The sequence below is a fragment of the Clostridium sp. BJN0013 genome (assembly GCF_040939125.1).
In the GTDB taxonomy this organism is placed as follows: Bacteria; Bacillota; Clostridia; order Clostridiales; family Clostridiaceae; genus Clostridium_B.
On record NZ_CP162495.1, the window covers coordinates 2556559 to 2569221 of the forward strand.

Consider the following 12663-nt stretch of genomic DNA (forward strand, 5'->3'; position numbering starts at 1 on the left):
AAAAACTTGCAATCCCCTATAAACTATCTTATAATTAATTAGAAATTTAATATCCTTTAAAGTGATCCCGTGAGGTCAATAAGGCAATTAAAATAGGTACTTTTATGCCCTCTCGTTTGGAGAAGGGCTTTTTTATTTAGTTAAAACACAATATGAGGAGGTGAAATTATTGAAATTAAAAGCACTTATACTTGATGAAAAAGCTATAAACAGAACTTTGACTAGAATATCCCATGAAATAATAGAAAAAAACAAAGGTGCAGAAGATATAGTACTTGTGGGTATAAAGAGAAGGGGATATCCTCTGGCAAAGAGACTATCAGAAAATATTTATAAAATTGAAAAACTTAAGTTAAAAGTGGAAAGTGTAGATATCAGTCTTTACAGAGATGACTTAAGCCGATTATCCAAGCAGCCTATCATAAGAGAATCACACCCAATAGATGTAGAAGATAAAAAGATAATATTAGTAGATGATGTAATTTATACTGGAAGGACTGCAAGGGCTGCAATAGATGCAATAATACATTCTGGAAGACCAAAATTAATACAGCTGGCTGTATTAATTGATAGAGGTCATAGAGAACTTCCTATAAGAGCTGACTATGTAGGTAAAAATATTCCTACATCTAGAAATGAAATAGTCTCTGTAGAAATTTCAGAAATAGATAAATATAATTCAGTAAAAATATATGAAGTTTAAAGTTTTTAAAATAATGGAGAGTGTTTGTAAATGAAAAATTATGTAGACGTAGAAGAAAAACTACCCTTAAAGATTACCCTGCCATTGAGTTTTCAACATTTGTTTGCCATGGTAGGAGCTACTATACTTGTACCAATACTTACAGGTATGAGTCCATCCATTGCTTTATTTTGCAGTGGTGTAGGAACTCTTTTGTATATACTCTGTACTAAAGCCAAGCTTCCTGCATATATAGGTTCCTCTTTTGCCTTTATAACTCCAATACTTATAGCTTCAAAAAATTATGGACCGGAAGCTATGCTTTCTGGTGTAATAGCTTCTGGATTGGTTTATATAATTGTAGCAATTATAATAAAACTTTGTGGTGTAAATTGGCTCAACAGAGCTCTTCCCCCTGTAGTTGTAGGTTCTATAGTTATAGTTATAGGATTAGGTCTTGCAGGTACAGCTATAAATTGGGCTGGATTTAATCCATCTTTTGTAAACGATCAAATGCAAAATGTTCCAAGGTGGGCCTGGATAACAGTCTCAGTAGTTACACTAGCTGTAGGAGTAATTGGAAGTATGTATTTTAGGGGTTTTCTTGCTGTAATACCTATACTGGTAGCTATGATAGTAGGTTATACACTCTCACTGGTTTTAGGTATTATACCTAAACAAGCTATAGATTCTATATTATCCAGTACTTTCTTTAAAGTACCTGCTTTTATGTTTCCTAGGTTTAATATAAATGCCATGCTGCTTATGGCTCCCATTGCCTTCGTTACTCTGGCAGAACATATAGGTCATGTCTACGTAACCAACAATGTAGTTGGCAGAGACTTTACAAAGGAGCCAGGTCTTCACAGATCTATACTGGGAGACGGTGTAGCCACAATGTTTGCAGGTTTTACAGGAGGACCTCCAAACACAACTTACGGAGAAAACATAGGTGTTATGGCTATAACTAAAGTATATAGTGTATGGATTATAGGAGGTGCTGCAATAATAGCTATAGTTTTATCCTTTATAGGACCTGTGGCCACTCTTATTGAGAATATGCCCATACCTGTAATAGGCGGAGTAAGTATATTGCTCTTTGGTATAATAGCATCTTCTGGTTTTAGAATATTTGTAGAGGATAAAATAGATTTTAGCAAAAATAGAAACCTTATATTGGCTTCTGTCATAATAGTAATAGGCATAGGGGGAGCTTCTTTAGATTTTACCTTGGGAGGTTCTCCGGTACAAATATCTGGAGTTGCACTTTCAACTATTATAGGAATAATATTAAATTTAATACTACCCGAACAAAGTGCTGCAGAATTAAAAAACTCAAATTAAAAATTTAAAGATGAAGTGTGGTGAATTTAAAAGGCATACTACCACACTTCATCTTCCTCAAGTGCTTAATATACCTGACTTTGAAGAAGATGGGAGTATTAACTAATTGCCACCTTTGGATAAAATATCTACTATTCTCTTAAAATGCTCCGGTATTTCTACCTCAAACTCCATATACATACCTGTAGTAGGATGTATAAAACCTAACTTTTGGGCATGAAGTAACTGACCTTTTAAATTAAATTTCTGTTTCTTATAGCCGTATACCGGATCTCCTACAATAGGATGTCCTAAGTAACACATATGTACCCTTATTTGATGCGTTCTTCCTGTTTCAAGTATACATTTAACTAAAGTGTAATCTTTAAATCTTTTAATTACCTTATAATGGGTAATAGCTTTTTTGCCATCTTCTGCCACTGCCATCTTTATTTTATCTTTTTTATGTCTTCCAATAGGCTTATCTAAACTTCCTTCTTCTTCTTTTACAATTCCTTCAACTAAAGCTATATACTCTCTGGTCATAGAATGATCCTTTAGTTGTTCTGATAATTTATTGTGAGATATATCATTCTTGGCAACAACAAGTATTCCAGAGGTATCCTTATCTATTCTATGTACTATCCCCGGCCTTGCAATTCCATTTATACCTGATAAATCCTCTCTACAGTGATTTAAAAGTGCATTTACCAAAGTACCCGTATGTACTCCTGCAGCTGGATGCACTATCATTCCCTGAGGCTTATTTACCACAACTACATCACTATCTTCATACAGTATATCAAGTTTTATATTTTCTGCTTTTATGTTAAGCTCTACAGCATCTGGTAAAGAGACCCTAATATTGTCTCCTATCTTAGTTCTATAATTGGATTTTTTTACCCTTTCATTTACTTCCACTAACCTATCCTCTATTAAATTTTGAATATAGGATCTAGATTTATCCTGAACATGTTTGCAAATAAATAAATCCAATCTTAAATTTTCTTCTTCATCATTTACTAAAAAATTTCTAACTTTCATATTTTTCTTCCTTTAACAAACAAAATGCCAATACTATAGTACCTGTTACCACTAAAACATCAGCTATATTAAATATAGGAAAATAGTAAATATTTTTAAAATGAAGGGCTATAAAATCAACTACATATTTATATAATATTCTATCTATCAGATTACCCAAAGCTCCACTTATTATAAGTGAAAAACTTATTTTAATTATTTTTGATTGAGGCCTGAATTTAAAAATATAATATACCATACCTATGATTACAACTATTGTGATTGTAGTAAGCAAATATAATTTATTTTGTAAAATTCCAAAGGCAGCTCCCCTATTCTTCAGATAAAAAAGAGATACCATATTATTCACCACATCTATATAAGAATTTTCAGATAAATTTTGCATAATCCACACTTTGGTAAGCCTATCTACAGCAAGTCCCAGTAGTATTATAACTATCTCCATTAATTACCTCCAGTCTTATTGTTTTACATTTACTATAAACTTTTAATTACATTTTTCAATATTTCTGTAGAATTTTTTATAGCAATAGGTGCAAATTCTTCATACTCCATACTAGCTCCATTATTTGCATTATCAGATATGGATCTTATTATAACAAAAGGTACATTGTTCAAATAAGCTACTTGAGCAATACTTCCACCCTCCATTTCACAAGCAAGAGCATTGAATTTCTTATATAAATATTTTACCTTTTCTGAACTTGAAATAAATTCATCCCCTGTAACTATTCTTCCCACAAAGCTATTTTTATTTTTCATTTTAGAACAAGTACTTTTAACTTTTTTTACAAGTCTTTCATCACATTTAAAATCATATGTATCCAATCTAGGTATTTGTCCTATTTCATATCCAAAGGCCACAGCATTAACATCATGCTGTACCAGACTATCTGCTATAACTATATCTCCAGGATATACATTTTCTGCTACTCCCCCTGCAATACCCACATTTATTATTATATCCACTTTAAAATCATCTATAAGTATTTGAGTACATACTGCTGCATTTACTTTCCCTATACCACTTCTTACCACTACTATATCTTTACCATACAATTTTCCTGAATTAAACTCCATATTAGCTTTTAATTCAGTTTTATGAAGTTTCAATTCAGATAATATTATCTTCAGTTCTTCATCCATAGCCCCAATAATTCCAATAATCATAATATAAATACACCTCTTTCGATCTTATTAAATAGCATATATAACTTATTGTAAATTGTCAACTTTTACACATATGGTAGGGATAAGTTCTTTTTAGATTCAGATGGAAAAGGGGTATTTACTATAGTAAACTCCACTTGAATCTAAGAAAAACTTGATATAAAAAAAGTCACTCTAATTTCAGAGTGGCCTTTTTTTTATCCTTTTACAAAAAAATTCTTAATTTCTTCCAATTCATCTTCTTCTGTAAAAATTTCATCTTCAATCTTACTTATTTCTTTAGTATCATACTTATCTACATCATCTTTATTTATATTATCTACGTATTCTTCCTTATTTAAATTACTTTCCTTTAAAGATGGAGAGAATTCAATACCCTTTGGTTCCACTTTTTCTATGCTCTTTACCTCAATATCCTTTTCAGGGATCTCATCCATCTCATATCCTATATTGTAGTTTTTTACAAAATCCTTTTCCATATCATCAAACATTTCCAATTGAGTTTTAACAAAACTTCTAAACTTAGTTCTGAATTTACTAAATTCCTGTTTTGACCTCTCAAATTCATCATTAATTTGAATTACATCACTGTGGGCCTTATCTATTATTTTCTGGGCAGTTTCATTGGCATTTTTCAGCATGCACTCACTTTCCCTTTTTGCATTCTCCTTAACCTGTTCAGAGGTATTTTGAGCTAATAAAAGAGTTCCTTTTATAGTATTTTCCATTTTATTATAATGATTCACTTTATCTTCCATAAGCTGAAGTTTTTCCTTTAAAAGAGAATTTTCTTTACATATGGCTTCATAAGACTCTGCTATTTTATCCAAAAATTCATCTACTTCGTCTATATTATAGCCTCTGAGCCCTTTCTTAAATTCTTTATTTGTTATTTCCCCTGCAGTTATCAACATCCTAAGCACCTCAAATCAATTAAATTTTTTTATGTGAAGTTTACATCCTCCTCTTCTGGTATAACCCAACTTTTTTACAATTTTAAACTTTCCATAACCTCTGACAATTATAACACACACAGAATCATTTATGACTTTATCTTTTTTAGTTATAGGCAAATAATCTAAAAGTACCTTGCCTTGTTTCACAAGCTCTTCTGATTTACTTCTAGATATTCTGCACATGGAACTTAGTAAACAGTCAATTCTAAGTGACGAAGTATTTATATCAAAAGTTTTAAAATCATAGTCAGGAATTTGATTTATATTAGTCTCTAAAAAGATTGTATTACATCCACATTTTCCTATACTGTTTAAATTCATCTGTATATAACCACTTATGTCTTCATGAACAGCTACATAACATTCATTATTTTCTTTTACTATTAAATCTCCAAATTTTCCTCTTTTAATTCCTAAAGCCATAAGTGCACCTAAATAATCTCTATGTTGAAGCCTGACAAATTTGGAGTTACATTTTATCTTCATAAGCCTTATAGGATAATCTGATACTTCACTTTCTGAAAACGCTAAAATCTTCCTTTCTGCATTTTCAAATATGCCATAACTATATACATTTATTCCAATTTGCTCTTTAAAATCCTCTAAGGTTTTCCAAAGATTCGGAGGATAAAACTCTGAAGTAAATACATTCTTGTGAATTTTTTTTGCTAAAATTATTTTATCATATATAGATAGTATTTCACTTTCATTATAAAAGTAAAATTTACTTAAAAAAGTATTTTTGTCCATAATTCTCCTTTAAAATTTTTCTATAGGCTATTACATAAATGCTTCAATTATTGTAAATATAATTCCTCTTATTATATCTATCATAAAAAAAGCTACTATAGGTGAAAAATCTATCATAAGTCCAGGCATAATTCTTTCTTGAAGCATTCTACCCGGTTTCATAAGAGGCTCTGTAAACACATGCAAAAGTTCCACAAAAGCATTACCTCTTCCTGGCATAATCCATGATAAAATTACATCTAATATAATAGCAGCCTCAAGAAATCTAAATAAAAGAGATATTGCAACGGCTAAAGTATTGCTTATCATTTTTTCCTCCAATTATTTTATTTATACTATTATTTCCAACCAAATATTTTTTTTGCAGATAATTCATTTTTTAAATCACTACTAACTTCTACACTAGATGGGGAAAGTATATATACTCCCTTTTCTATTTCCTCCAGATCTCCACCCAATGCATAACTTGCTCCACCCATAAAATCCAACAATCTCTGGGCTATTCTGGTTTCTAATCCTGTAGTATTTATAACTATAATCTTTCTATTTTTAAGTTCATCACATATATCCGCTGCTTCTTCATAGGTAGTTGGCTTAACTATCCTAACTTTAGCTGATATTGTAGTATGTATACTTACAACTTTATTTTGTCTTTTAGAGTTCATAATAGTCTCTACATCTGTAAAATCATCTTTTGCATTTTTTCCCTCTTCAACTTCTTCTGTATCCTCTTCCAAATCATCTTCTAACCCTAAGAATCCCATCATTTTGTTTATCATCTTGCCAGCCATAAAAAATACCTCCTATTTATTATTATAATTTCTCTTTCCAAATATACCTTCCCCAATTCTTACCAAAGTAGAGCCTTCTTCAACAGCTACACCATAATCATGAGTCATACCCATGGATAGTATATCCATGCTAATGTTTGTGAACTTCTTATTTTTTAGATCCTCAAAAATATACTTCATTTTTCGAAAATAGTTTCTACAACTTTTTTCATCTCCTATGGGAATTACAGACATAAGACCTTTAACTTTAACATTAGTACATAACTCACAGGCTTCTATTAATTCTTCTAAATTTTCTAAATATATGCCTGTCTTATTTTCTTCACGTCCTATATTTATTTGAATAAGCACATTTGCAGTCAAATCTTTAGCTTTATAGTGTTTTTCTAATTCCTGGAGGAGTTTTACACTATCTAGAGAATGGATAAGTTCTACTTTACCTACTATATATTTTACTTTATTTCTTTGAAGATGACCTATAAAATGCCATCTTATATCTTTAGGCAAATTAGGTTCTTTATTTATAAATTCCTGAACTTTATTTTCTCCAAAGTCTCTAATACCTAAATCGTAGACTTTTTGTATATCTTCAATAGATTTTGTTTTTGAAACTGCTACTAAAATAACATCATTTTCTCTTAAATCTCCTTCAATCTTACTTAAATTTTCCTTAATTGACAATAATACCGTCTCCTTATATCTTTAAACACAGTTTTTAAACACTACAAATACCTTATAAATTATTTATTCTTCACGGACATTAAAATTCCTTCAAAAATTATTTTTTTTTTATTAATTTTAAATAAATTTATATAAATTAATATATATTATAAAAAATATAACAATACTTAATTTTCCTTCTCCATAAAGTGTATTTTATATTGTCCATTATAAGCGGGTATTTGTATATTATCAGATTTTTTCACATTCACCTTTATTTTTCTAATCATCATTGTCTTTAGATAATTCTCATTTGACATCATATAATTATAAAGTACATCTTTATTTCCTATGGCATCAATTAAAAAAGGAGCTGCAATCTTTACTCCATTCACTCTTAAAAAAGGTCCACTGCAATATACTTCAGAACTGTTTACTATTCTATGTCCATTTATAGAAACTGCCTCTGCATCTGCATTTTTCAGATCATTTATTACCTGTATAATATCAGTATTATGAACAATTTTCATTTGATATTCAAGTACATCCAGTCCATCTTCCATGGTAGCATCATCTAAATATATACTTATTCCCTGTCCCTCCACAGCTACCTTTCCAAGTATTATATTAGATTTATCTATTTCTTCATTCATGGTATTTATAACCTGAGCTTCATTTTCTTCATTATCCATATATTTTTTTAATTTATTATAATTATCATTATACTGCGCTGTTAATGACAATATTTCACTATAGATCTGATTTTTATAACTATACGCGTCTTGATATTGTTTTGCACTTAAAAATACTGATTTTGTAGTTTTTCCCTTGTAAATACTAATATTCATAGATATAAGTATACCTATAATTACAGAAGCTATAAAAACAAAAACATTGGCTTCAGTAGCCTTCATTTACTTCACCTCATTGACGTAATTTGGTTTTTTCTATTAACAGCCTTCGTATAATTGCAAAATTATCAAATATTCTACCTCCAAAAACTATAACTGCCGCTAAATATATAGGTACTCCAAGCTTATCTCCTAAATAGGCAAGTGCTGCTGCTAGTACTGCATTTCCAAAAAAACCAGATATAAAAATATCTAATTGAAAATCCTTAGACAGATTAGCTCTTACAGCGCCAAACACCGAATCTAAACAAGCCAAAATTGCTACAGACATATAAGGGGAAAATTTATCTGGAATATTCACATTCCAGACTATCCCTATAATTATTCCTAGCATAAGACCAATAAACCCTATCATCTTTTATCACATCCTACTATTCTTTTACAGGCTTTGCATACTCAAATTTATATGTACCATTATATTTCTTTATATTTATGCTGTCTGATTTTTCAAATTTAACTTCACATATGGTTTTCAAATCTGTAAATACTTCCGGAAATCCCATAGCACTGTAAAGTAAATTTTTATCTCCTATAGCCTTTATTACTATTCTACTGGAGGGTGATATTTTTTCATCATTTATAAGTATATAATTACCTGCAGTCCTTATGCCTGTCCTTAAAACAATCCTTATATCATTTATAGATATAGCCTCTGCTCCTGCAAATCTAAGTTCATTTACCAAGTAAGCTAAATCCTTATCAGTTATATGATTACCAATATTATTATTACTAAAAAGCTTACTATCTGGAGTCAGATATATTATTATACCGGGCCCTTTTACATCTACTTCTCCCGTAAACATTCTACTATCCTCCAAATCTTTCAAAAGATTTTTTGTAGAATCACTTTTGCTTGCCATAGCATCCTCATAGTCTTTTATTTTATTTTGAAGTTCACTTACTTTTGCCTCCAAAGCACTTTTTTCTTTTTTATACTGCTCTATCTCTACTGTGATATCTGTACTATTTTCTCTACTTATATTGAAAGCATTTTCTTGTTTCATAAGTACTTTAAACTGGTAAGCAAGCATAAATCCAAGTATACCGCATACCAAAGCCATACTAATTTGAGAGGTTAACTTACGCATTTTATTTTTTTCCTCCTAATTTTCAGTAAAAAATACAGGATTGGTATCAAATCTTACATCTATGTATCCTCTAGCACTAACTAAATTTGCATCTAATAATACATTTACCGCCCTATTTATTTTTTTATCTATATCATCCACAGTTCCTAATTTTACACATACACTATTAAAATAGACCTTAATATCCATGGGATCACTTACATTTAAATTAGTTACTTTAAAAGATAAGTCATTGTTCTCAACCATATTTCCTAAAGCAGTTATGGCTTTAATTTTCTTAACATCCTTATTCTTTACAGTTTTACCTATATCTTCATTAGTATAATTTATACCTTCTAATTTCACCAACTGCATATTACTTATGTTACTTCTTTCCTCAAGTAAAATACCTGTTTTATCTATAACAAAATATGTTTTGTCATTCTCACAATAAAATATGGACGATCTTTCCTTAACATTTATATTTATGATATCAGGAAAAGCTCTAGTTATTGTAACTTCCTGTATATAGGGATTAGCTAATATATTGTCCCTTACACCTTTTAGATTAATATAAAATATATTATCTCCTGTATATATTTTTGAATTACGAATAATTTCGCTACTTGAAATACTTTTATTACCATATACTTTAATATGGTGTATGTCAAAGTAAGGTAATTTTAAACAGAGTATAAAAAATACTGCCATGAGAAAAATCATACCCATACATACTTTTTTTATCCTTCTTTTTCTCCTTCTTTTTAAAATCAATTGATTATCTGTTTTTTTAAAAAGCTTGCCCATATTATATCAACTCACTTTGATATCACAAATAAAATAATAAACTTAAAATACATATACATATTAACACTTAATAAAATTAATTTCATTAAAAACATCAATTAAATTTTTATATATTTTTTATTACAAAAATATTAATTATTAACATCAAGTAATTCTTAAATTCAGGTGGAGTTTGTTATAAATAATGCTTTTCAGCTAAATTTTAGAAGAACTCATAAAGGCACGTAGCAATGATTATATCCCATTTTGAATAAGATGAGACTATCAGGTAATTGCTGCCTTCGGATAAATGCAGTATATTGATAATTATAGCATTACAAATTTTGTAATGCTATATTCCTAACCATATCTACTTTGCCTCGATATATTCAGAAGTATTCCCATTGCTACCATATTTATTACAAGTGATGAACCACCATAACTTATAAAAGGCAGTGGTACTCCTGTTACTGGCATGGCCCCTGTTACAACTGCTATATTTATTATAGCCTGCACTGCAATAACTGAAGTTATTCCAGTAGCCAACAAGGTACCATAAGTATCCTTAGCCTTTATTGCAATTACAATACCTCTCCATACAAGTACCACAAATAAAGCTACCACAATTGTACATCCTATGAGCCCAAGTTCCTCTCCAATTATAGAAAATATAAAGTCATTATGAGGTTCCGGTATGTAATAACACTTCTGTCTTGATTTTCCGAGGCCCATACCCCATATTCCTCCAGAACCTAGAGCTAAAAGAGATTGTATTAACTGATATCCACTTCCTTTAGGATCTGACCAGGGATTTAAAAAACTTGTAAATCTAGCCATTCTATAAGGTTCAAATATTATACCAGCTATTCCTCCAAGTCCTACCAGTCCCACAACTCCAAGCATGTGTGTAATTTTAGCCCCTGAAACATATAAAATTATAAGGGTAACTATCATTATTACAGCTGCTATACTGAGGTTTTTTTCTGCAAATACAAGTCCTGCATAAAATCCTGATACTAAAAGATAGGGAACTACTCCATAGAGCAAAGTCTCTATTTTTCTTCCACCTTTAACTTCTATACTTTTGGCCATATATAACACTATAATATATTTTGCTAATTCTGAAGGTTGAAATCCAATAGAACCTATTCTTATCCACCTTTGAGCACCTTTGGTAGATTCAAAAGCAAATACCATAAGCAAAAATGCCACACATATTATCATAAGTACTTTTGTATATTTTTTTATTTTTTTATAATTTAGCTTAATCGTACAAAACATAAAAAATGTCCCTATTAGCGCCCATAAACCCTGTCTCTTTAAAAAATACATGCTGTCCTGTGTGCTTTTGTCAAAGAATGCCTTGTAAGAACTTGCACTATAAACCATTACTACTCCAATGGCTGTTAGCAACATTATAGTTGTAAATAATGGAAAGTCTATAGAACCCATTTTAGTATTTGATTTATCAATTTTCATAAAAATCCTCCTAGATTATTACTTTACAAGGCCTACAAAAATATGTAAAACTCTTATATATTTTATCAAAAATTTATAAGGACAAGAATCCTACAAGACATAGTATTACTGTAACTATACAAAATACAGAAACTACCTTAGTTTCGTGCCAGCCCGAAAGTTCAAAATGATGATGTATAGGAGCCATTTTAAATATTCTTTTCCCTGTAATTTTAAAAGAAAATACCTGAAGTATAACAGATAATGCTTCCACTACATATATTCCTCCAATTATTATAACCAATAATGGAAGCTTTAATATCATAGCTACTGCACCTATGGCACCTCCAAGTGCTAGTGAACCCGTATCTCCCATAAAGATTTGAGCTGGAAAAGCATTATACTTTAAAAATCCCAAAAGTGCACCGGCTAAAATTGCACAGAAGATAGCTAAAGTAATATGCCCCATTGCAAAACTTATCAATGCTAAAAAGGTCATTACAAGCAGCGTAACGGATGTGGCCAATCCATCAAGTCCATCTGTTAAATTTACTGCATTTGTAGTAGATGCAAAATATACTATTATAAAAGGAATATAAAATGCACCCAAATCCCAGGTATCCTTTTTAAATGGAATTATTATAGAAGTCCCTATATATGGATTATTGGCAGAATAATAAGCAAATATTCCAGATATAACTAACAATAATATCATTTTTTGATAAGCTCTGAGTCCTAAATTTTTTTTTCTTACTATTTTTAAAGTATCATCAATAGCTCCAATTATTCCAAAGCCTATAAAAGCGTATAACGCTATCATAGCCTCATCAGAAGGTTCCTTTACTATTATTGCCATGGTTATAAAAGTTGCCAATATAAATATTATTCCCCCCATAGTTGGAGTACCTGCTTTTTTAAGATGAGTTTTTGGACCATCTTCCCTTATACTCTGTCCAAATTTAAACTTATGTAAAAGTGGAATTAAAATAGGTCCTTCTAACATAGCTATAAAAAATGCTATTAATACAGAATAGATAAGTTTATACATATAATGCCCTAAATAAA

At 30.2% G+C, this 12663-nt stretch carries 16 protein-coding genes; 2 read left to right on the forward strand and 14 right to left on the reverse strand.

Translation table 11 applies throughout. The features are described from left to right. Nucleotides 1–169 precede the first annotated feature (169 nt). Together pyrR and uraA are read left to right on the forward strand one after the other, a co-directional pair. Nucleotides 170–703, forward strand: coding sequence for a bifunctional pyr operon transcriptional regulator/uracil phosphoribosyltransferase PyrR (gene pyrR, locus AB3K27_RS13025; protein ID WP_368487854.1), 534 nt, complete (start codon nucleotides 170–172; stop codon nucleotides 701–703). 30 nt (nucleotides 704–733) lie between these two features. Continuing rightward, nucleotides 734–2026: a uracil permease gene (gene uraA, locus AB3K27_RS13030; protein ID WP_368487855.1), complete on the forward strand. Its 1293-nt coding sequence runs from the start codon at nucleotides 734–736 to the stop codon at nucleotides 2024–2026. Between the two features lie 102 nt (nucleotides 2027–2128). Here the strand turns inward: uraA and AB3K27_RS13035 are convergent, their stop codons facing one another. The 14 genes from AB3K27_RS13035 to mraY all read right to left on the reverse strand — a co-directional run bounded on the left by AB3K27_RS13035 (nucleotide 2129) and on the right by mraY (nucleotide 12646). Further along, nucleotides 2129–3049 carry an RluA family pseudouridine synthase gene (locus tag AB3K27_RS13035; RefSeq protein WP_368487856.1) on the reverse strand — a complete coding sequence of 307 codons (921 nt, stop codon included), beginning with the start codon at nucleotides 3047–3049 and terminating at the stop codon, nucleotides 2129–2131. Beyond that, on the reverse strand, nucleotides 3039–3494 hold the full coding sequence (lspA, locus tag AB3K27_RS13040) for a signal peptidase II (protein ID WP_368487857.1): 456 nt from the start codon (nucleotides 3492–3494) through the stop codon (nucleotides 3039–3041). Before lspA ends, AB3K27_RS13035 begins: the two co-directional genes overlap by 11 nt. Nucleotides 3495–3526: 32 nt before the next feature. Beyond that, entirely contained in the window at nucleotides 3527–4219 is a 693-nt protein-coding gene (locus AB3K27_RS13045; RefSeq protein ID WP_368487858.1) for a 5'-methylthioadenosine/adenosylhomocysteine nucleosidase, read from the reverse strand. A 197-nt stretch (nucleotides 4220–4416) separates the two neighbouring features. Further along, on the reverse strand, nucleotides 4417–5133 hold the full coding sequence (locus AB3K27_RS13050) for a DivIVA domain-containing protein (RefSeq protein ID WP_368487859.1): 717 nt from the start codon (nucleotides 5131–5133) through the stop codon (nucleotides 4417–4419). Nucleotides 5134–5148: 15 nt separating this feature from the next. Next, nucleotides 5149–5925, reverse strand: a complete 777-nt coding sequence (locus AB3K27_RS13055; RefSeq protein WP_368487860.1) for an RNA-binding protein — start codon at nucleotides 5923–5925, stop codon at nucleotides 5149–5151. A 30-nt stretch (nucleotides 5926–5955) separates the two neighbouring features. Beyond that, entirely contained in the window at nucleotides 5956–6234 is a 279-nt protein-coding gene (locus tag AB3K27_RS13060; protein WP_368487861.1) for a YggT family protein, read from the reverse strand. A 29-nt stretch (nucleotides 6235–6263) separates the two neighbouring features. Further along, complete coding sequence (locus AB3K27_RS13065; RefSeq protein ID WP_368487862.1) at nucleotides 6264–6716, reverse strand: cell division protein SepF; 453 nt, start codon at nucleotides 6714–6716, stop codon at nucleotides 6264–6266. A 12-nt stretch (nucleotides 6717–6728) separates the two neighbouring features. Then, entirely contained in the window at nucleotides 6729–7397 is a 669-nt protein-coding gene (locus tag AB3K27_RS13070) for a YggS family pyridoxal phosphate-dependent enzyme (protein ID WP_368487863.1), read from the reverse strand. A 167-nt stretch (nucleotides 7398–7564) separates the two neighbouring features. Then, entirely contained in the window at nucleotides 7565–8290 is a 726-nt protein-coding gene (locus AB3K27_RS13075) for a DUF881 domain-containing protein (RefSeq protein ID WP_368487864.1), read from the reverse strand. A gap of 10 nt (nucleotides 8291–8300) precedes the next feature. Continuing rightward, nucleotides 8301–8642: a small basic family protein gene (locus tag AB3K27_RS13080; protein WP_368487865.1), complete on the reverse strand. Its 342-nt coding sequence runs from the start codon at nucleotides 8640–8642 to the stop codon at nucleotides 8301–8303. A gap of 16 nt (nucleotides 8643–8658) precedes the next feature. Then, complete coding sequence (locus AB3K27_RS13085) at nucleotides 8659–9375, reverse strand: DUF881 domain-containing protein (protein WP_368487866.1); 717 nt, start codon at nucleotides 9373–9375, stop codon at nucleotides 8659–8661. Between the two features lie 15 nt (nucleotides 9376–9390). Beyond that, nucleotides 9391–10161: a cell division protein FtsQ/DivIB gene (locus AB3K27_RS13090; RefSeq protein ID WP_368487867.1), complete on the reverse strand. Its 771-nt coding sequence runs from the start codon at nucleotides 10159–10161 to the stop codon at nucleotides 9391–9393. A 339-nt stretch (nucleotides 10162–10500) separates the two neighbouring features. After that, entirely contained in the window at nucleotides 10501–11613 is a 1113-nt protein-coding gene (gene spoVE / locus AB3K27_RS13095) for a stage V sporulation protein E (protein ID WP_368491237.1), read from the reverse strand. A gap of 79 nt (nucleotides 11614–11692) precedes the next feature. After that, the gene (gene mraY / locus AB3K27_RS13100) at nucleotides 11693–12646 is read right to left on the reverse strand and encodes a phospho-N-acetylmuramoyl-pentapeptide-transferase (protein ID WP_368487868.1); all 954 of its coding nucleotides are present in this window, start codon (nucleotides 12644–12646) and stop codon (nucleotides 11693–11695) included. Nucleotides 12647–12663: the final 17 nt, after the last annotated feature.